The sequence below is a fragment of the Curtobacterium sp. AB451 genome, assembly GCF_050585845.1.
Classification (GTDB): Bacteria; Actinomycetota; Actinomycetes; order Actinomycetales; family Microbacteriaceae; genus Curtobacterium.
Map to the genome: position 1 here is coordinate 748,951 of NZ_JBOBQG010000001.1, position 19,996 is coordinate 768,946.

The window sequence follows — 19,996 nt, forward strand, 5'->3', positions numbered from 1 at the left end:
GCGTCGGGAAGGGTCGTCTCCGCACCACAGCAGAGAGGACCCCATGCACAGCACTCCGAGGCGCGCCGTCGTGAACGCCGCCCTGACCGCCATCGTGGTGGTCGGCGGCGGCCTCGCGGCGACGGTCACCACACCCTCCCCCGCGCACGCGGTCGCGCCCTTCCCGGTGTCCGACCCGTTCGCCGGGTTGCCGCTCGGCACGACCATGCCCGCCGGATGGACCCGCATCGCGTCCGACGACGACCAGGCGACGATCGTCGACCACGGCGCGGCCGGGCGGTGGCTGCGACTGACCGACGACACGAAGCGGGTGAGCTCCGCGGTGTTCGACGAGTCGCCCTACGACTCCAGCCAGGGGCTGAGCGTCGCGTTCGACGAGCGGATGTGGAGCACGACGGACACCGGGTACGCCGACGGCATCGGGTTCTTCCTGCAGGACGCCGCCGTCCCGCTGGAGTCGATCGGCCCCGTCGGCGCCGGCCTCGGTTACCACGACGGGACCCGACCGTGCGCCGACGGCCTCGACGGAGGCGTCGTCGGGGTCGGCTTCGACCGGTTCGGCAACTTCGCCCGGCCCGACGTCGTGCCGAACGCGGTCACGATCCGCGGGGCCGAGCGCGACTGCTACCCCGTCCTCGCGACCACCGGGGACCTCGGCGAGGGGTTCCTCGAGGACCGTGAGACCACCGCAGCGGCCGCGACCCACCGGCACGTGCAGATCGACGTCCTGCCGACCGACGCGGACGGCATCCGGGTACGGGTCGCGATGTCCGACCCCGTCGCCCCCGACGCCGCCCCCGGAGCGCTCCGCGAGATCGTCACCGCCGAGCTCCCCGGGACGTCGCTGCCCGACCGGCTGCGCTTCGGCTTCAGTGCGTCGACGGGCGGTCGGTCGCAGTTCCACGAGATCCGGGGGCTGCGGGCCACGCAGCCCACCGACGTCGTGACGACCGCCCGGACCCTCACGGACCAGCCGGTCCGCGCCGGCGCGGACGCCGTGTTCGAGGTGCGGTCCGAGAACCACGGCCCCGCCACCATCGGCGGCGCGGCCGACGCGCTCGCGCGCACCGTGGCGGTCACCGCCGGCGTGCCGCTGACGGACGTGCGGTGGACGTGTCGCGCGGACGCCGGGGCGACGTGCGCGTCCCCGAGCGGCACGGGCGCGGAGGACGCCGACTGGGCGGGGCCGCCCGGGAGCGGGATCACGCTCACGGTGCGGGGCACGGTGCCCGTGACGACCCGCTCGGGACGGTGGACGCTACCGGTCGAGAGCGTCACCGACTTCGACGCCGGCCGGCTCGACACGGCACGCTCGGCGATCGCGCTCGACGGGTCGGTGAGTGACGTCGACCTGACGAACAACGCCGACACCGCCGCGTTCGAGGTGGTCCTGCCCGAGGCCGTCGCGGTCGACGACGAGGGCACCGCGGAACCGGGTCGGCCGCTGACGATCGACGTCCTCGGCAACGACCCGCTCGACGGGAGCGCAGCGGACCCCGGCTCGCTGCGGTTGAGCGGCGACGGGATCGACGGGGCGGAGGTCTCGGCGGACGGCAAGCGGCTCCGGGTCCCCGGCGAGGGTGTCTGGACCGTCGGCGCCGACGGACGGGTGACCTTCACGCCGGAGCCGACGTTCTCCGGATCGGCCACCCCCGTGCGGTACCAGGTGACGACGGACGCGGGGCAGACCGTCGTGGCGACGATCCGGGTCGCCGTGGAGTCAGGCGGTTCGGTGGTCGTCCCGCCGACGCCGTCGTCGACGCCGACCGTGGTGCCGTCACCCTCGCCCGGAACCGGGTCCGACGCGGGTACCGGTTCGGGCACGGACACCGGCGCGGCGGGAGCCGGTGCGGGGACCGGGTCCGTCGTCCGAGGGGCGGCTGAGCCCGCGGGTGCCCGGAGTGCGCTGGCGTACACGGGGGCGTCCGGGCGGAGCGTCCTCGTGGTCGGCGCGGTGGCGGCGCTGCTGCTGGCGGCGGGCGGGTGGATCTCGGTCGCGCGGCGGCGGCGCGCGGCGGCGGCCGGGCGCTAGCGGCTGCGGCCGGCGGCGGCGCGCTGCGTCCCGGGGCCGCGCGCCCCGGGTGCCGCGCGCTCCCGGGGCCGCGCGCTCCGGGAGCCGCGCGCTCCGGGAGCCGCGCGCTCCGCACAACGCAAGTCACCCCGAACCAGTCGGAAACGCGGTTCGGGGTGACTTGCGTTGTGCGCTGGTCGCACGCACCAGCGCGGCGCGGCAGCGCGCGGCGCGCGAGCGCCGGCGGCGCGGCGCTACGCGCTCAGCGCCGGGATCGCCGCCGGGTCGGACGCATCGAGGAACGCCGTCAGCCGCTCGGGCTCGCCCGGCTCCTCGATCGCCTCGGCCGCTCGCCGCAGCGCGAACAGCGCCCGCAGCACGCCCCGGTTCGGCTCGTGCGACCACGGGACCGGCCCGGCACCCCGCCACCCCGCCTTCCGCAGCGCGTCGAGGCCCCGGTGGTAGCCCACCCGGGCGTAGGCGTAGGACTCGAGGGTGGCCCCGCGCTCCCACGCCTCGTCGGCGAGCATCGCCCACGCCAGGCTCGACGCCGGGTGCGACACCACCACGCTCGCGACGGGTGCGTCGGCGGCGAGGGCGGCGGTCACCTCCGGTTCGGCGGGGAGGAGCGTCTCGGGGTTCGCGGTCGGGTTCGGCAGCAGGTTCTCCGGCATGCCTCCAGCCTGTCACGGTCCGGGGGTCTTGCGCGGCGCGCGGCTCCCGGCGTAGCGTGATCGGGTCCTCGTCGTCATCGCGAGGCCACCGGTGCGGGACGACCGACCGGCGGTCCGGATGGCGGTCACGCAGGGCTCCCCGACGGAAGTGGACGAATTGCTGTCGATCACCGGATCTGCTCAGCCCTCGCGCTGACACCGTGATCGTCGCGCCCCGTCGGGCGCTCCGCCCTCCCGTGGCGGGTCCGGTGTCGTGCGCCCAGCATCGACCACCGGGGAGGCACCCGTATGCCCATCAGTCCGTCCGTCGTCCTGAACGACCTCAGTTTCGCCTGGCCCGACGGCACCGTCGCGCTGAGCCACCTCACCACCGCCTTCGGCCGTGGCCGGACCGGCCTGGTCGGGAGGAACGGTGCCGGCAAGTCGACGCTGGTCCGGCTGGTCACGGGTCGGCTCCACCCCACGTCGGGCTCCGTCACGACGTCCGGGCCGGTCGACCATCTGCCGCAACGCCTGCAACCGCAGAACGACGACGCGGTCGCCGACCTCCTGCGCATCCGCCCCACCCTGACGGCACTCCGGGCGATCCTCGGCGGCGACGCCGCCCCGGAGCACTTCGACGTCGTCGGGGACGACTGGGACCTCGAGGAGCGTGCGGCCGCGGCGCTCGACGCCATCGGGGTCGGTGCCGCCCTCGGCTCGGACCGGGACGTCCTGGAGCGTCCGGTGCACACGCTCTCCGGTGGACAGGCGGTGCTCGTCGCCGTCGCCGGCATCCGACTGCGAGGGCTGCCGATCGCGTTCCTCGACGAGCCGACGAACAACCTCGACCGCCGCGCCCGTGCGCTGCTGCTCGGCATGGTCGACGACTGGCACGGCACCCTCGTCGTCGTGAGTCACGACCGCGAGCTCCTCGAGCACGTCGACGAGGTGGCGGAGCTCCGCGCGGGCGGCATGTCGGTGTTCGGCGGGACGTTCAGCGCGTTCGAGGAGCACCTCGCCGTGCAGCAGGCCGCCGTCGAGCGCGAGGTCCGGGTCGCCGAGCAGCGGCACCGCACCGAGAAGCGGCAGCGCATCGAGGCCGAGACGAAGATCGCCCGCCGGGCCCGGTCCGGGGTGAAGGCCGCCGAGGGGATGCCGAAGATGTTCGCGAACGAGATGCGCAAGCGCGGCGAACAGACCGCCGGCCGACTCCGCACCGGGTACGCCGAGGACGAGGCCGCCGCACTCGCCACCAAGCGCGAGGCCGAGGGGCGGCTGCGGGCGGACGAGTCCATCCACGTGACCCTCCCCGATCCGGCCGTCCCGGCATCCCGGCAGATCGCGACGATCCGGGTGCGGGGCCGCGAGTCGATCGTGCAGGGTCCCGAACGCGTCGCCGTCACCGGGGACAACGGCGTCGGCAAGACCACGCTCCTCGAGCAGCTCGTCGGGGTCCCCGGTGCGCGGACGCACCCGTTGCCCGACACGACTGCGGTCCCGCACGTCGACCGCGTCGGCTACCTGCCGCAGCGGAAGGACTCGCTCGACGACGCCGTGTCGGTCCTCGACAACGTCCGGCGTGACGCCCCGCACGTGCCACCGGCCGAGGTGCGGAACCGCCTCGCGGAGTTCCTCGTCCGCGGGGACACCGTGGACCGGCCGGCCGGGGCGCTGTCCGGCGGCGAGCGGTTCCGCGTGGCGCTCGCGAGCCTCGTGCTCGCGGATCCGCCGCCGCAGCTGCTGGTGCTCGACGAGCCGACGAACGACCTCGACCTGACGAGTGTCGACCAGCTCGTGGACGCGCTCCGGGCGTACCGCGGGGCGCTCGTGGTGGTGAGCCACGACGAGGACTTCCTGGACCGACTCGACCTCACGACCCGCATCGAGCTGGCGTGAGCCGTCCCGTCAGCGGCGACCCGTGCGCGGTCTCATCAGCGGCGACCCGTGGGCCGTCCCGTCAGCGCCGCCGCGTCGGCCGGATCGCCAGGGACTCGATCGTGCCGCGCTCCGGCAGGTCGACGACGGTCCGGACGGCGTCGGCCACGTCAGACGGCGCGAGGTAGTACGCGGTGTCGTAGTCCTCGCCGAGCTTCTGGGTGAGGGCACGCTGCATGTCGGAGTCCGTCCGGCCCGGGTGCACGCTCGAGACCCGCACGCCGTTGCCCCGCTCCTCCTCGCGGAGGGCGTCGGCGAAGGCCCGCAGCGCGAACTTCGACGCCGCGTACACGCCGCCGCCGGGACCCGCGGTGAACCCGGACCCGCTGTTGATCGGCACGACGATGCCGCGCGCGGCCCGGAGTGCCGGGAGCGCGAGCCGGGTCAGCTCGGCGACGGCGAACAGGTTCGTGGCGAAGACCTGCTCCCAGACGGCGCGTTCGGTGTCGGCGATGGTCGTCCCCTGCTCCACCCCGGCGGAGTGCACGAGGACGTCGAGGCGCTCCGGCAGCGGCGGGACCGCACCCGCGCCGAGGTCGCCCACGAAGGGCGCCGCGCTCGGCAGCTCGGCGACGAGCGCGTCGACCGCCGCGGCGGTGCGGCCGCCGACGAGCACGTGGTGCGTCCGGCCGAGGTCGAGCGCGATCGCCCGGCCGATCCCACGGGTCGCGCCCGTGACGAGGGCGGTCGGACGGACGGGAGGCGCGGTGTCGGTCATGCGTCCCACCCTACGGAAGCCGTCTGCCCAGGCCGAACCGCGCCTCCTGGCCCGTCGAGCGCATCACCGCGACGCCGCGAGGCGCGACGCCGCGAGGCGCGACGCCGCCGCGGCGACGCACCGGGTCGATCAGCTGCGGTCGGCGCCCTCGCGGATCTTGATGCCGTCGAGGACGTCCTGCGCCCGCTTCTCGTCCTGCTTCTCGATCTGCCGGGTGTCGCGCTCGGGGAGCTGGATGTCCTCCTCAGCGCGGATGCCGGCCTGCAGCTGCCGACCACGCTCGAGCTCGGCGTCGAACTCCGCCCCGAACAGCAGCGCGTTGTTCGTGATCCACACCCACAGCAGGAAGACGATCACCCCGCCGAGCGAGCCGTAGGTGGCGTTGTAGTTCGAGAAGTTGGCGACGTAGAACCCGAACCCGACGCTGGCCACGACGAGGATGAGGATGGCGAGGATCGACCCACCGCTCACCCACCGGAACTTCGGCTGCTTGACGTTCGGCGCCCAGTAGTAGAGCACGGCGACGACGACGATCGCGATGACGAGCAGGATCGGCCACTGCACGATGCTGAGGACCGTGGCGGCGACCTCGCCGAGACCGATCACGTCGCCGAAGCTCCGCGCGAGGGGGCCGGACACGAGCGCGAGCAGGCCGACGACGAGCAGCACCACGGTGAAGAGTGTGACGCCGAGCATGGTCGGGCGGAGCTTCCAGATCGGGCGACCCTCGCGGACGTTGTAGATCCGGTTCATCGCCCGGCCGAAGGCACCGACGTACCCGGAGGCCGACCAGAGCGCACCGATGACACCGACGACGAACGTGATCGGTGCCGCGGGCGACCGGACGAGTCCCTCGATGGGGTCGCGGAGGAGCTCGGCGACCTGCCCGCCGCCGATGCCCGTGACGATGTCGAGCAGGGTCTCGACGGTCTCCTTCGGGTCGGAGACGAGCCCGAGGATCGACACCACGGCCAGCAGCCCGGGGAAGAGCGCGAGCACCGTGTAGTACGTCAGGCTCGCGGCGAGGTCGGTGCACTGGTCGCCGGAGAACTCCCGGAGCGTCTTCTTCAGCGTGTAGACGAGCGTCGGCTTCGTGAGGTCCGACGGGCTGTCGGGCTTGCGGGGGTCGTCGGCGTCGGGCTTCTGCTGCTCGCGTGCCACGGGACTACCCCCTCGCCTTCAGCGCCTGCTTCGAGCGCTTCGCCGCCTGCTTGCGGTTCTTCGCCGCACGCCGCTGCACCGCGGCGATGCCGGCGCGCTGCTTGACGCGGGCCCGGTGCTGCGGGTCGCGTTCGAGCGACTCCTCGGCGGCCTTCGCACGGGCCTTGCGCCCCTTGCGTCCTGGCTGGCTCTGCTCGACCGCACCGGGGCCGTCGCCGCCGCGGGCACCGAACGGCAGCAGCGCGGTGAAGGCCGACGACGCGGGCGGCCGGGCGAGGTGCCCGGCGGGGTCGTTCCGGATCGCGATGCCGACGATGATCGCCGCGACACCGGCGGCGGCGGTCACGCCCATCGCGACGAGCGGAGTGGGGTCGCGGTGCCAGCGTTGCTTGGTCTTCGCGATCGCCAGCCGGGTGCGCGCCGGGATGTCCGCACGACGACGGATCTCGGTCACGGTGTCCGTGATGCCCTCACGTGTGCGGACGTTCGCGAGTTCGAGCTCGGGGAGACTGTCCTTGGCCATTCCCCATTTCGTACACGCACGAGCCGGGGTCTCGCCCAGTCCGGTCGTCCCCTCGCGCGCGTCGGACGATGCTGCCGCCGACGCGAGCGGGCTTTCGCGCTGGGCGACAGTTCACGCGCGCACGACCGCGTGAACTGTCGCTGTGCGCGTGAGGACGCGCCCGTGAGGGCGCGCGTGCGTGCGGGTGCGCGCACGGGACGGGAGGCGCGGGGCGGGGCCGCACCGCGCCTCCCGTCCGCCGGGTGTCAGGACGGGACGACGACGTCCTCGGGCAGGCCGGAGGCCGCGGAGCGACCGGCCGCCTCCATGAGCGCCAGGCTCCGCAGGTTGTCCCGCCCGCTCGTCGCCGGGGCCGGCCCGCCCTCGACGGACCGTGCGAACGCCTGCAGGCCGCCCTGCCGGTCGGTGTGCGGCATCGTCGGCAGCTCGACCGTCTCGGCGTCGTCGTCCTGGTTCCGGCGGACGGTCACCCGGTCGCCGGCCACCGCGTTCGGCTCCCCGGAACGGCTGGTGAACCAGACCTCGCCGTCCTCGCCCTGGATGCTCCACTCGCCCGCCCACGCCGTGCGGGGTGCGCGCGAGAGCCAGCTGCCGCGGTAGCTGACCACGAGCCCGTCGTCGAGCTCGATGATCATCGACGCGACGGCCTCGTCCTGGTACTTGCTGTACGACGGGTACGACGACTTCGCGAACACCCGGACGGCCTCCTGACCGGTGATCATCCGGAGGAGGTCGAAGTGGTGGATCGCCATGTCGTTGATCATCGCGTGCGGGAACCGGTAGTGCGGGTGCTCCTCGAAGGCGAGGTCGTTGTCCCACTGCCGGAAGTCGATCGAGATCGCCGAGAGCTCCCCGACCGTCCCCGCGGCGAGCAGGTCGGTGACCACCCGGGGCGCCGGGTACCAGCGGTAGTTCTGGCTGACCTGCAGCACCAGCCCGAGTTCCTCGGCGCGACGGACCGCGGTGACGGCCTCGTCGGTGGAGTTCGCGAACGGCTTCTCGACGAGGACGTGCTTGCCGGCCTCGAGCGCCTCGAGCGCGAGCGGCACGTGCGTGACGGCGGGGGCCGTGATGACGACGGCGTCGGCCTCGACCCCGGCGAGGGCCTCGGTGAGGGACGCGAACGCCGCCGATGCCGGCAGCCCGAGGTCCGTCCGGACAGCGTCGAGCGTCGCCGCGACCGGGTCGACGATCCCGACCACCTCCACTTCGGTGACCTCTGGGATGGCGGTGCGGGCCCAGTTGCCGCCCCACCCTCCGAGACCGACGTGGATGATCCGGACCGTCATGCGTGCACTCCTTCGTGGCTGGGGCGCCACGACTCCCGCGGCGCGTGCGTCCAGTCTGTCAGGGTGCGACGTCAGTGCGTGAACGCGTAGGCGATGAGCGCCATCGTGACGATGAAGCCGGCCAGGTAGTTGATCCAGAGGAAGCGCTTCCACCCGGCGTTCGCGGACTCGGCGCCGTCGTCGGTGACGTTCCACCACGGCAGCACGTTCAGCGCGTACGGGATGACGACGACCGCGGCGATCGGCCCCGGGAACGCCGAGAACAACAGGGCGACGCCGGCGACGAGGTACGCCACGAACGCCAGGCGCACGGTGGCCCGGGCGCCGATGACGGTCGCGACCGAGCCGATCCCGCCCGCGCGGTCGGCGAGCACGTCCTGCACCGCACCGAACGCGTGCGACGCGACACCCCACAGGAAGAACGCCACGCACACGGCGACGAGCTGCCCCGTCCAGTGCGGGCCGGCGAGCGCCAAACCGTAGATCGCCGGCGACACGAAGTGGGTCGACGAGGTCAGCGAGTCGAGGAACGGCTTCTCCTTGAAGCGCAGCCCCGGGGCGGAGTAGGCGATGACCGCGAACACGCTGATCGCGAGGACGAGCCACGACCACGGCCCGTTGCCGGACACCGCGCCGAGCACGACGAGCGCGACGAGGAAGGGCACGTTCGTGACGACGACCGCCCAGAGCGTGGTGCGGTGCACGCTCTTGTCGAGCAGGGCGCCCTCGACCCCGCCCTTGCGCGGGTTGCGCAGGTCGGACTCGTAGTCGAAGACGTCGTTGATGCCGTACATCGCGAGGTTGTAGGGCACGAGGAAGTACACGACCCCGACGAGGAACGCGACGAGCGAGAACCCGCCGCCGCCCTCGACGCCGACCCCGCTGCCGAGCAGGTAGGCGGCGCCGAACGGGTACGCGGTGTTCACCCAGCTGATCGGGCGCGACGACACGAACAGCGCGCGCACGGTCGAGGGCCGGGAGGCGGTGCTGGCGTTCATCGGGTCGGTTCTTCTTCCTGGGATGGCCGGGTGGGGCGGGCGAACAGGACCCACAGGCTCGGCAGCAGCACAATCGCCGCGATCGAGTACGCGAGGTCCTCGATCGGGATCGCGCCGAGCTTGACGCCGCTGATGAGTGCCGGGTCGTACGCGACGATGCGCAGCGTGACGATGACGTTGTCGAAGACGATCGTCATCACGAGCAGGGCGACACCGGCGGCCAGCCCCGTCACGAGGGCGATCCGCCGTCCGGTCGCGGACCGTCGGCCGGCGGCACGGGCCCGTCGTGCGGCGACGATCCCGGCGACGACGGCGACCACCGCCACCGCCGCGAAGAACGGGAGCGCGAGCAGCGCGTACGCACCGGACCCGGTCACGAGCCGCCTCGCTCGGACCGCCGGAGGCCCCGGGCGACCAGCGGCTGCACGAAGCCGACCAGGTTCATCGTCGTGTAGCAGAGCAGCAGCAGGAAGAAGAGCTCCTCGAGCGGGACCTCGGGGGCGAGGAGCACCCCGGTCAGCAGGTTCTGCGGGCCGATGAAGAAGATGCCGAGCGCGACCCCGAGGACGTCCCACAGCATGAAGAACGCGACGCCCACCACCATCACGGCGGCCGCACGCCACGGCGACCGCCAGAAGAACAGGTGCAGGCGGGCGTCGAGGACCGTCATGCCCACGAGCGACACGAGCAGCCCGGCGAGGTACAGCCCGGGCATCAGCCGGGGGTGCCGGGCCGCGGCAGCGGTACCGGGAGCGGTTCGGTGGTGGTGTCGCCGTGGATGCGCTTGAGGAGCACCTCGGCGCTGATGAGGCACATCGGGAGCCCGATGCCCGGGATCGTCGAGGCGCCGGCGTAGTAGAGCCCGTCGACCTTGGTGGACGCGTTCTTCTCGCGGAAGAAGGCGCTCTGCTTCAGGGTGTGCGCCGGGCCGAGCATCGAGCCGTTCCAGGCGTTGAGGTCGTCGGCGAAGTCGCGCGGTCCGATGGTGCGCCGGACCCGGATGCGGTCCCGCAGGTCCGGCACCCCGGCACGCTCCGCGACGACGTCGATGGCGCGGTCCGCGATCTGCTCGACCTGGAAGTCGCCGGCGCCGTCGATCCCGCCCTTGCCGATGGACAGGTCGGCGGGCAGCGGCACCAGGATGAAGAGGTTGCTCGAACCCCGCGGTGCGACGGACGGGTCGGTCTCGGACGGTGCGCAGACGTAGATCGACGCCGGGTCCGGCACGTGCCGGTCCTTGCCGAAGATGGCGCCGAAGTTCGCCTTCCAGTCCTCCGTGAAGACCAGGGTGTGGTGCAGGAGCCCCGGGGTCGGGCCGTCGATGCCGAGGTACACCAGGACCGCGCTCGGCCCCGGGTCGCGCGTCTTCCAGTGCTCGGCGCCGTGGGTGCGGTGCTCGCGGTCGAGCAGCTGCATCTCGGTGTGCTGCAGGTCGGCGGCACTCACCACGAGGTCGGCGGGGGCGGTGTGCTGCACGCCGTCCCGGTCGCGGTGCACGACACCGGTGGCGACGCCGTCCTCGACGACGATCCGCTCCACCTTCGCACCGGCGATGATCTTCGCGCCCTCGGCACGGGCGACCCGCTCGACGGCAGCGATGACCTCGGTGATCCCGCCCTTCGGGTAGAGCACCCCGTCGGCGAGGTCGAGGTGGCTCATCAGGTGGTACATGCTCGGCGCGGCGTACGGGCTGGTGCCGAGGAACACTGCCGGGTACCCGAGGATCTGCCAGAGGCGACGGTCCTTGACCGCCGTGCTCGCGAACGCCGACAGCGGCTGCAGCAGCAGGCGTGCGAGCTTCGGCAGGCGCCGGAGGACGTCGGGTGCCGCGAGCTTCGTGAGGTCCTGGAACGTCGTGTACAGGAAGCGGCGGACGGCCATCGCGTAGGTGTCCTCGGCCGACGCGAGGTACTTGCGCATCCGCTTGCCCGCACCGGGCTCGACGGACTCGAACAGCGCGATGTTCGCCTCGGCGTCGGCGCGCAGGTCGATCGGTTCGTCGTTGCCCTCGCTGTACACGCGGTACCCGGGGTCGAGCTTCACCAGGTCGAGTTCGGCGTCGGCCGTCGTGCCGAGCAGCTGGAAGAAGTGGTCGAACACCTCGGGCATGAGGTACCACGACGGCCCGGTGTCGAACCGGAAGCCGTCCCGCTCCCACGATCCGGCTCGGCCGCCGAGCTGCCCGCGCTGCTCGAGCACGGTCACCGAGAAGCCGTCCCGCGCGAGGAGCGCCGCGGACGCGAGCCCGCTGATGCCGCCGCCGATGACGACGGCGCGACGCGCGGGGACCTTGCGCGTGGTCGTGGAGCCGGCCTGTGCCGGCCCGGAGGCGCGGGGCGGGGTCACGCCGTGCCTCCCGTCCGGTGGTGGGTCGCGCGCGACCCCAGCGGCGCACGTCCGGCGAGCACCTGCGCGGCGAGGCGTGCCTTCACCGGGTTCGGCACGCGGACCCGGGTCGTGACCAGGCGGTCGGCCGGCGTCGCGGCGATGCGGTCGTTGAGTTCCTGGAACAGCGCGTGGGCGAGTCCGACGGCGTTCCGCGCGTCGGCCGGCAGCAGCCGGACGGTGCGGGCGGCCCGGTCGAGGTCAGCCTGGACGTCGTCGACCAGTCGCCACTTGGTGGCCTCGTCGAAGCTCCGGATGTCGACTCCGGGGAAGTAGGAGCGACCGAGCACCTCGAAGTCGGCGTGCAGGTCGCGGAGGAAGTTCACCTTCTGGAACGCCGCGCCGAGGGCCCGCGCGCCGTCCACGAGCACCGAGTCGTCGAAGGTCGGCGTGCCGGCACGGTGCACGAACGCACGGAGGCACATCAGCCCGACGACCTCGGCCGATCCGTAGACGTAGCGGTCGAAGGACTCCTGGTCGTGCTCGGTGCGCTCGAGGTCCATCCGCATCGAGGCGAAGAACGGACGCGTCAGCTCCGGACCGAACCCCGTGACCCGGGCGGTCCGCGCGAAGGCGTGCACCACCGGGTTGACGGAGAAGCCCATCGCGATCGCCCGCTCGGTGTCGGCCTCGAGCTCGTCGAGGACGGTCCGGGCGAGCTCGTGGTCCAGCCCGGCCTCGGTCGCGGGGCCGTCGACGACCTCGTCGGCGACCCGGACGAGGGCGTAGACGTTGCGGATGTGCTCGCGGGTGTCCTTCGTGAGCAGCCGGCTGGCGAGTCCGAAGGACGTCGAGTACCGGTCGATCACGACCCCGGAGGCGGCCTCGGCCGTGGCGTCGTACAGCGGGAGCCGGGTCGTGGGACGCGGCTCCGTTCGGCTGTGGGTCACCGGGCGCGCTCCACGAGTTCGGTCACGAGGGCCTCCAGGCGGTCGGCGAGTTCGTACGGCAGTCCGGCGAGCTCGGCACGGGCGAGTGCGGTGTGCTCGGCGATCCGCGATTCGGCGGCGGCCCGGGCACCGCAGGTGACAAGGGTCGCACGGAGTTCGGCCGCGCGTTCCTCGCTGAGGTGCGGATCACCGAGGTACGGCGCGATGTCCGGCCAGCAGTCGGTGGTCGCGGCGTACGCGATGAGCATCGTGCGCTTGCCTTCGCGGAGGTCGCCGAGGACGGTCTTGCCGGTCGTGCCCTCGTCGCCGAACACCCCGAGGAGGTCGTCGACGATCTGGTAGGCGATGCCGATCTCGCGGCCGAACGCACCGAGTGCCTGCACGACGGGTTCCGGGGCCCCCGCGAGGACCGCGCCGGACTGCAGGGGCGCCTCGAACGAGTAGACGCTCGTCTTCGCACGCTCCATCCGGAGGACCTCGTCCACCGTCGGCATCACGCCGAGCGCGAGGTCGACGTCGGTCATCTCACCGGCGGCGCTGGCGAACACGGCTTCGTCGAGGAGTTCGAGCAGCCGGGCGCGTCGGTCGCCCGTGACGCCGGCGGACTCGATGAACCGGGGCGCACCGGCGAGCGCGAGGTCACCGGCGATCACGGCGGCGCTCATGCCGCGGTGCTCGGCGGTGGGCAGCGGCAGACCACCCGTCGTGCCGGTGTCGCGGAAGGACCCGGCGACGTTCGGCTGCCCGCGGCGCGACCAGTCGCGGTCGATGACGTCGTCGTGCACAACGAGCGCGGTGTGCAGCAGCTCGTAGGCGGCCCCGACGTGCGCGGCCGCGTGCAGGTCGTCACCCCCGAGGCCGGTGTACGCGGTGAGCACCATGCGCGGTCGGAAGCGCTTGCCGCCCATGCTCGCCTTGCGGAGCACCCGCCAGAGTTCTTCCGACGGGCGTCCGTACCGCTCGGCGCGGGCCGACGACACGGCGAAGAAGCGCTCGAGGCAGTCGTCGACGAGCGCGAGGTCGATGTGCGCCACGGTGGCCGCTTCCTCGCTCATTGGCCTAACCTATCCAAGCTGATGACGACTTTTCCTGAATCCGTGGTCCTGCTGGCCGATGACCGTGTCCCGATCGGCACGGCCGACAAGTTCACGGTCCACACCGACCGCACGCCCCTCCACCTGGCCTTCTCCTGCCACGTCCGGAACACCGACGGCGACGTCCTCGTGACCCGTCGTGCGCTGACGAAGAAGACGTGGCCCGGCGTGTGGACGAACACGTTCTGCGGCCACCCGGGGCCGGACGAGTCGTTCGAGGACGCCATCGCCCGGCGGGCATCGCGTGAACTCGGGATCACCGTCCGCGACGTCGAGCTCGTGCTGCCCGACTTCCGGTACCGCGCGGTGGACGCGTCGGGCATCGTCGAGAACGAGGTCTGCCCGGTGTTCCGTGCGGTCACGGACGACGTCCCGGCCCCGGCCGACGACGAGGTCGCCGAGTACGCCTGGGTCTCCGAGGCGGCGCTCCGCGAGTCGGTGGCCGGTGCGCCCTTCGCGTGGAGCCCGTGGCTCGGCTGGCAGCTCACCGAGCTCGCCACCCAGGGCCTGCACATCACCCGCTGACGGATCCGCCGAGCGGGCAGCGGCCACCACCCCGCGTCATCGACAATGGTCGGTATGACGACGACGGAACGCGATGTCGCGCGACCGGTGCTCGAGGCACTCCGTGACGACCCCGTGATCGCGAGCATCAAGGACGCGTCCGCCCTGCAGGAGGTCCTCGCGTCCGACCGGGGCGTCGTCTTCGTGCTCTACGGCAGCGTGCTCGACGTCGCGGACATCGTGGCCCGGGCGAAGGACGCCGGCAAGACCGTGTTCGTGGACGTCGACCTGCTCGACGGGTTCGCGGCGCGCGAGGTCGTGGTCACCTGGATCGCCGAGCACACCCGTGCGGACGGCGTGCTCTCGACGAAGTCGAACCTGGTCCGCGCCGCCAAGCGTGCCGGACTCGTGGCCGTGCAGCGGTTCTTCCTCGTCGACTCGTTCTCGTACCACCAGCTCCCCCGCGTGGTCGAGCAGGCCGGGCCGGACGCGATCGAGATCCTCCCCGGGTGCATGCCGCGCGTGATCAACTGGCTGCGCCAGGACACGGACGTGCCGATCATCGCCGGCGGCCTGGTGTGCGACAAGGCCGACGTGGTGGCCGCGCTCGGTGCCGGAGCGGTCGCGGTGGCGTCGTCCGACCGCGACGTCTGGGGCATGTGAGCGTTCGTTCACTTGGCTCGGCCGGGCCAGCGGAGTAGGGTCGGACGTCGGCCACGAGTGTGGCCGCGAGGCCGCCGTCCGCGGCCGACGGACCAGGAGAAGGGCAGGTGAGGCGCGGTGTCGGGTGACCATCCTCGATCGGGCCAGCAGATCGTGCCCCGGCTCCGGTCCCGGACGATCTGCGCGCCCGCTCGCTGAACCACGCCTGCTCCCCGGTGCCCCGGGGAATCGCGCCTGCCTGCTCCCGAGAGGAGCACGCACATGGCACTGATCGACAACGCGGTGTACGTCGCGGGACGACGCGTCGAGTCCCCGTCGACCCTGTCGCTCGCCACGCGGGGTGACCTCGCGTGGATCGGGCTCTTCCGACCCGACGACGCCGAGCTCGAGGCCGTCGCGGTCGAGTTCGACCTGCACGAGAACGCGGTGGAGGACGCCCGCAAGGGCCACCAGCGTGCGAAGCTCGAGCGCTACGGCGACACGCTCTTCCTCGTGCTGCGCCCGGCGTGGTTCGACACCCGGGCCGAGACCGTCGAGTTCGGCGAGGTGCACCTGTTCGTCGGCGACCGGTTCGTCGTGAGCGTCCGGCACGCCGAGCGGCCCGACCTGGCGGCGCTCCGCGCCCGTGTGGAGGCCGACCCGGAGTTCCTCGCGCGGGGCTCCGAGGCCGTCACCGCCGCCGTGCTCGACGAGGTCGTCGACGGGTACGCCCCCGTGGTCGAGATCCTGCAGGACCACATCGACGCCATCGAGGACCAGCTCTTCGCCGGCCAGGTCGACCCCGGCGTCTCGAAGCGGATCTACCAGCTCCTCAGCGAGGTCCTGGCGTTCCAGCGCGCCACGAAGCCCGTACCGGCGATGGTGAAGGGCCTGCTCCGCGGGGCGGACAAGTACGGCGTCGACGACGAGGTCCAGCACCGGCTGCGCAACGTGCTCGACCACGCGTTCCGGGTGACCGAGCGGGTGGACTCGTTCCGGGCGCTGCTCGAGAACGCCCTGACGCTGCACTCGACCCTGGTGTCCCAGGAGCAGAACGAGGCCATGCGCCGGATGACGAGCGCCAGCCTGGCGCAGGGCGAGGAGAGCCGACAGCTCGCGCGGGCCGCGCACCGCCAGGGCGAGGAGGTCAAGAAGATCTCCTCGTGGGCCGCGATCCTCTTCGCTCCCGGACTCATCGCGGGGGTCTACGGGATGAACTTCGACCACATGCCCGAGTTGCACTGGCGCTACGGGTACCCGGTCGCGATCCTCGGCATGCTCGCGCTGATGGGCGTGCTCTGGGCGATCTTCCGCAAGCGCAACTGGCTGTAGTCGCGGGGCGAGGGGACGGGAGGCGCGGTGCGGGCCCGCACCGCGCCTCCCGTCCCGCACCGGGCCGCTCGTCGGGCGTCAGCCGACGATGGCCGCCGTCCGCCGGTAGACCTCGTCGGTGTGCGCGGTCACGTCCGCGTGCACGGCGCGCAGCGCGTCGTACACGGCCGCGGTCGACGGGTCGGGACCGAAGCGGTCCCGTTCGACGACCATCGCCCGCGCGGCCGCCGCGAAGGACGGGTGCACCCCGGTCGCGACCGCCGCGCAGATCGCAGCACCGCGCCCCGCAGCGCTGTCCCCCACGACCCGGATCGTCGGCACCTGGAACACGTCCGACACGATCTGCATCATCAGGTCGGAGGACGATCCCCCACCCGAGACGACGACGCGCTCGTACGGGGTCCCGAGCTCGGCGGCCATCGCGTCGCCGCGGTCGCGCATCGTCATCGCGATGCCCTCGAGGATCGACCGGTAGACGTGGGCGCGGCCCTGGCGTCCGTCGAAGCCGAGGATCGAGCCCTTCCGGAACGTCGCATCGGCCGGCGCGAGCCAGTCGAGCACGGTGAGCAGGCCGTCCGATCCTGCCGGGACCGCCGAGGCCTCGCGGTTCAGCCGGTCCTCGGCGCGTTCACCCGTCCGTTCGGCCGCCTCGGCGAAGTCCGCTCCGAGCAGGTCGCGGAACCAGCTCACGGTCCACATGCCGCGACGGATCCCGCCGGACTCGTAGAGGTACCGCCCGGGCTCGGCCCCGAAGTTGGTCCAGAAGTCCGTCGCGTCCAGCACGTTCCGGGTCCCGACCGACATGCCGGCGATGTAGGTGCCGAGCGACACCAGCAGCGTCGTCGGGTCGAGGAGCCCGCAGCCGAGCGCCTCGACGGCCTTGTCGTTCGCCGTCGCGACCACCGGCAGGCCGACCGGCAGGCCCGTCGCCACCGCGGCATCGTCTGTCACGGCGCCGATGACCGCACCGGGGTCGACGAGCTCGAACAGCTGCGCACGACGCATGCCCGTTGCGGCATACGCGGCCTCGTCCTCGCTCCAGCGCCACGTGTCGGTGTCGATCGGCCACATGCCCTGGTAGTTCGCGGCGGTGTCCCGGAACGTCCCGGTGAGCCGGTGGGTGACGTAGCCCGACGAGGTGGTGACCCAGCCGACGTCGTCCTGCTCGGCGACGAACGGCCGGCCGACGCGGGCGTCCATCCAGCTCATCACGGGCTGGGCGAGCGACCCGTCGGCGCGGAGCACCGCCCGGCAGAACCGGATCGTGCAGAGACCGACCCCGACGATCTCGGACGGGTCGCCGGGGAACGCCGCCATCGCGATCCGGCACGCCGCGGCGATCGAGTCCCACAGGTCGTCGTCCGGATGCTCGACCACGCCGGGGGCCGGCGACCGGTTCGGCCGCAGTGGCACGCGCCCCTCGGACACGACCCCGCCCCGCTCGTCGAAGACCGTGACCTTCGACGACTGCGAGCCGTTGTCGATGCCGACGACGTACCGGGTCATGCGCTCGCGCGCCGGAACGACGTGTCCGGGTCGGCGGCGGCCGCCTGGATCGCACCGGGTGCCGGGAAGATCGTGCCCTTGTTCATGATGCCCTTCGGGTCGAACTGCGCCTTGAGCCCCTGCATGATCGCGAACGCCGAGCCGTGCTCCTCCTCGACCCACGGGGTGCGGTACTTGCCGACGCCGTGGTGGTGGACCATCGACCCGCCGTGGCGGAGGGCCTCCTCCACGATGATCGCGTTGAGGGGGATGTGGTACTTCTCGATCTCCTCCTCGGGCGCGCAGTCGATGCGGTAGTCGTAGACGAAGTACATGTTCGTGCCGGTCTGGTAGCTGTGCGACGAGTGGCCGCCGAGCATCGTCAGGTCGTCGGCGTACGGGTACTCCTCACGGATGCGGCGCATGACCGCGTCGTACAGGTCGGCGACGGCGGACCAGTCCGCGGAGACCTCGGTCGTGTACCCGAGGTGCCGGTCGGCGAGCATGGCCTGCTTCTCGGCGTCGATCTTGTCCTGCCCCCAGTTGAGGTGCTCGAACCAGGACTCGATGAGCGACGGGTCGACCGGCTCGTGCTCGTGCTGGCCGAGGACGCGCTGGATCTCCTCGCTCGTGGCGCGGACGATGCCCTTCGGTCCCTCGGCGACGAACACCACCACGCACTTGCCCTTCGAGAAGTGCGAGAAGTGCTGGTTCGCGTCCTCCGGCGAGTACAGGCGCACGACGGACGGGCGGAAGCCGTTCACGACGACCTCGCGGATGATCGCGACCCCGGTGCGCATGTCGTCGACGAGCGCGCCGTGGAACTCGTTGTTCTCCGGCATGTACTTGAAGACCTTGATCGTGACCTCGGTGATCACGCAGAGCGCACCCTCGTTGCCGATGACGACGTGGCGGATGTCCGGGCCGGCCGAGCGGCGCGGGACCGACTTGATCCGACGGACGCGACCGCCGGGGAACACGGCCTCGAGTCCGGTGACCATGTCCTCGATCGCGCCGTAGAGCGTGGAGAACTGCCCGATCGACCGGGTGGCGACGAGGCCGCCGTACTGGGCGAGGGGCTTGGACTGCGGCGAGTGCCCCGTGGTGAGGCCCTGCAGGCGGAGCTCGTCCTCGAGTCGCTGGAGCGGCACGCCCGCCTGCACCGTGACCTGCATGTTCTCCGGGTCGACGTGCAGGACGGCGTCCATGCGGGAGCAGTCGAGGACGACCGTGTCGACGACGCTCGTCTCGAGGCCGCCCTCGGTGCCGGTGCGGCCGGTGCGGGGGACGATGTTCACGACGTGCTCGTCGGCGAAGGCGAGGATCGCGGCGACGTCCTCGGTGGACTCGGCGTTGACGATCGCGACGGGCGTCGGAGCGTCGTGGATGCCGTGCACGGACTGGTACTTCTTGAACCGGTCGACGCTGGCGTCCAGCAGGTGCTGCTCGTCGGTGTCGAGCTGGTCGGGACGGACGATGGTCGCGAGACGCTCGAGGATCCCGGCGCGGTCGAGGGTGGCGGTCGATTCGATCATGGTGGTGAGCCCTTCGGTGGTGTGGGTCGGGTGTGCGGTGGGAGGGACTAGCGGACGAGGTACCCGCCGTCGACGGTGAGGGTGTGCCCGTTCACGTAGTCGGAGGCGCCCGAGGCGAGGAAGACGGTCGCGCCCATGAGGTCGGCGACGTCTCCCCAGCGGCCGGCCGGGATGTGGTCGAGGACGCGCTGGTTCGTCACCGGGTCGGTGCGGGTCTGCTCGGTGATCTTCGTGGCGAAGTACCCCGGCGCGATCGCGTTGACCTGCACGCCGTGCTGCGCCAGCTCGTCGCAGTACGCCTTCGTGAAGCCGACGATCCCGTGCTTCGTCGCGGCGTACGCGGGCGACCACTGGCCGCCGAGGAACGCGAACAGCGACGCGATGTTGATGATCTTGCCGGAGCCCTGCGCCACGAGGTGCTTGCCGACCGCGTGCCCGAGGGCGAACGGCGCGGTGAGGTTCACGGCGACCATCGGGTCCCACTTCGCGCGGTCGAACGCCTCGACGTCGTCGAGCAGGCAGATGCCGGCCGAGTTGACGAGCACGTCGATGCCGCCGAGCGCCCGGGTGCACGCGTCGACGATCCGGGTCGGGGCGTCGGGGGCGGTGAGGTCGACCTCGAGGAACGCGTAGCGGCGCCCCTCGGCCTCGACGAGCGCCCGCGTGGTGCCGTCGTCGTCGACGACGCTCGGCACGAACACGTCGGCGCCGGCCTTGGCGAGTGCGAGCGAGAAGGCCTGGCCGAGGCCGGAGTTCCCGCCGGTGACGATGGCCCGCTTGCCGGCGAGCGAGAACAGGTCCATCGAGAAGTCGCGGATGTCCATGGGGTGTGCAGTGT

The 19,996-nt window shown here is 72.4% G+C and carries 19 protein-coding genes; 5 read left to right on the plus strand and 14 right to left on the minus strand.

Translation table 11 applies throughout. The features are described from left to right. The first annotated feature begins 43 nt into the window (after positions 1-43). Complete coding sequence (locus ACQXVK_RS03415; protein ID WP_430852704.1) at positions 44-2,032, plus strand: Ig-like domain-containing protein; 1,989 nt, start codon at positions 44-46, stop codon at positions 2,030-2,032. Positions 2,033-2,265: 233 nt separating this feature from the next. On the opposite strand, the gene ACQXVK_RS03420 is transcribed toward ACQXVK_RS03415, so the two are convergent. Then, complete coding sequence (locus tag ACQXVK_RS03420; protein ID WP_430852705.1) at positions 2,266-2,685, minus strand: DUF3151 domain-containing protein; 420 nt, start codon at positions 2,683-2,685, stop codon at positions 2,266-2,268. Positions 2,686-2,973: 288 nt separating this feature from the next. Between ACQXVK_RS03420 and ACQXVK_RS03425 the strand changes: the two genes are divergently transcribed. Then, positions 2,974-4,563 carry an ABC-F family ATP-binding cassette domain-containing protein gene (locus tag ACQXVK_RS03425; RefSeq protein WP_430852706.1) on the plus strand — a complete coding sequence of 530 codons (1,590 nt, stop codon included), beginning with the start codon at positions 2,974-2,976 and terminating at the stop codon, positions 4,561-4,563. A 61-nt stretch (positions 4,564-4,624) separates the two neighbouring features. Here the strand turns inward: ACQXVK_RS03425 and ACQXVK_RS03430 are convergent, their stop codons facing one another. The 10 genes from ACQXVK_RS03430 to ACQXVK_RS03475 form a co-directional block, all read right to left on the minus strand. Continuing rightward, positions 4,625-5,320, minus strand: coding sequence for an SDR family oxidoreductase (locus tag ACQXVK_RS03430; protein ID WP_430852708.1), 696 nt, complete (start codon positions 5,318-5,320; stop codon positions 4,625-4,627). A gap of 129 nt (positions 5,321-5,449) precedes the next feature. After that, complete coding sequence (locus ACQXVK_RS03435) at positions 5,450-6,481, minus strand: YihY/virulence factor BrkB family protein (RefSeq protein ID WP_402265379.1); 1,032 nt, start codon at positions 6,479-6,481, stop codon at positions 5,450-5,452. A gap of 4 nt (positions 6,482-6,485) precedes the next feature. Continuing rightward, positions 6,486-7,004 carry a hypothetical protein gene (locus ACQXVK_RS03440; RefSeq protein WP_022907728.1) on the minus strand — a complete coding sequence of 173 codons (519 nt, stop codon included), beginning with the start codon at positions 7,002-7,004 and terminating at the stop codon, positions 6,486-6,488. A 245-nt stretch (positions 7,005-7,249) separates the two neighbouring features. Further along, positions 7,250-8,293, minus strand: a complete 1,044-nt coding sequence (locus ACQXVK_RS03445) for a Gfo/Idh/MocA family protein (RefSeq protein WP_430852709.1) — start codon at positions 8,291-8,293, stop codon at positions 7,250-7,252. A 71-nt stretch (positions 8,294-8,364) separates the two neighbouring features. After that, positions 8,365-9,291 carry a prenyltransferase gene (locus tag ACQXVK_RS03450; protein WP_031262891.1) on the minus strand — a complete coding sequence of 309 codons (927 nt, stop codon included), beginning with the start codon at positions 9,289-9,291 and terminating at the stop codon, positions 8,365-8,367. After that, positions 9,288-9,668, minus strand: coding sequence for a lycopene cyclase domain-containing protein (locus tag ACQXVK_RS03455; protein WP_430852712.1), 381 nt, complete (start codon positions 9,666-9,668; stop codon positions 9,288-9,290). Before ACQXVK_RS03455 ends, ACQXVK_RS03450 begins: the two co-directional genes overlap by 4 nt. Beyond that, positions 9,665-10,006 carry a lycopene cyclase domain-containing protein gene (locus tag ACQXVK_RS03460; protein ID WP_022907726.1) on the minus strand — a complete coding sequence of 114 codons (342 nt, stop codon included), beginning with the start codon at positions 10,004-10,006 and terminating at the stop codon, positions 9,665-9,667. The genes ACQXVK_RS03455 and ACQXVK_RS03460 overlap by 4 nt, the downstream gene beginning before the upstream one ends. Next, a complete protein-coding gene (gene crtI, locus ACQXVK_RS03465) occupies positions 10,006-11,637 on the minus strand; it encodes a phytoene desaturase family protein (RefSeq protein WP_430852714.1) in 1,632 nt (543 codons plus the stop codon). Before crtI ends, ACQXVK_RS03460 begins: the two co-directional genes overlap by 1 nt. Next, positions 11,634-12,566 carry a phytoene/squalene synthase family protein gene (locus ACQXVK_RS03470; protein WP_430852716.1) on the minus strand — a complete coding sequence of 311 codons (933 nt, stop codon included), beginning with the start codon at positions 12,564-12,566 and terminating at the stop codon, positions 11,634-11,636. The genes crtI and ACQXVK_RS03470 overlap by 4 nt, the downstream gene beginning before the upstream one ends. Continuing rightward, positions 12,563-13,621: a polyprenyl synthetase family protein gene (locus tag ACQXVK_RS03475; RefSeq protein ID WP_022907725.1), complete on the minus strand. Its 1,059-nt coding sequence runs from the start codon at positions 13,619-13,621 to the stop codon at positions 12,563-12,565. The genes ACQXVK_RS03470 and ACQXVK_RS03475 overlap by 4 nt, the downstream gene beginning before the upstream one ends. Before the next feature lie 21 nt (positions 13,622-13,642). Here ACQXVK_RS03475 and idi point away from each other — a divergent pair, with 21 nt between their 5' ends. The 3 genes from idi (at position 13,643) to ACQXVK_RS03490 (ending at position 16,138) form a co-directional block, all read left to right on the plus strand. Then, complete coding sequence (idi, locus tag ACQXVK_RS03480; protein ID WP_430852718.1) at positions 13,643-14,185, plus strand: isopentenyl-diphosphate Delta-isomerase; 543 nt, start codon at positions 13,643-13,645, stop codon at positions 14,183-14,185. 54 nt (positions 14,186-14,239) lie between these two features. Then, positions 14,240-14,827, plus strand: a complete 588-nt coding sequence (locus ACQXVK_RS03485) for a glycerol-3-phosphate responsive antiterminator (RefSeq protein WP_430852720.1) — start codon at positions 14,240-14,242, stop codon at positions 14,825-14,827. Between the two features lie 261 nt (positions 14,828-15,088). Then, positions 15,089-16,138 carry a magnesium and cobalt transport protein CorA gene (locus ACQXVK_RS03490; RefSeq protein ID WP_416394743.1) on the plus strand — a complete coding sequence of 350 codons (1,050 nt, stop codon included), beginning with the start codon at positions 15,089-15,091 and terminating at the stop codon, positions 16,136-16,138. Positions 16,139-16,216: 78 nt separating this feature from the next. On the opposite strand, the gene ACQXVK_RS03495 is transcribed toward ACQXVK_RS03490, so the two are convergent. The 3 genes from ACQXVK_RS03495 to ACQXVK_RS03505 are packed head-to-tail and all read right to left on the minus strand — an operon-like array spanning position 16,217 to position 19,982. Continuing rightward, positions 16,217-17,644, minus strand: coding sequence for an FGGY-family carbohydrate kinase (locus ACQXVK_RS03495; RefSeq protein WP_430852722.1), 1,428 nt, complete (start codon positions 17,642-17,644; stop codon positions 16,217-16,219). Beyond that, complete coding sequence (locus ACQXVK_RS03500; RefSeq protein WP_430852724.1) at positions 17,641-19,158, minus strand: FAD-binding oxidoreductase; 1,518 nt, start codon at positions 19,156-19,158, stop codon at positions 17,641-17,643. The genes ACQXVK_RS03495 and ACQXVK_RS03500 overlap by 4 nt, the downstream gene beginning before the upstream one ends. A 47-nt stretch (positions 19,159-19,205) precedes the next feature. Next, positions 19,206-19,982, minus strand: a complete 777-nt coding sequence (locus ACQXVK_RS03505; RefSeq protein WP_022907719.1) for an SDR family oxidoreductase — start codon at positions 19,980-19,982, stop codon at positions 19,206-19,208. Between the last annotated feature and the right edge of the window lie 14 nt (positions 19,983-19,996).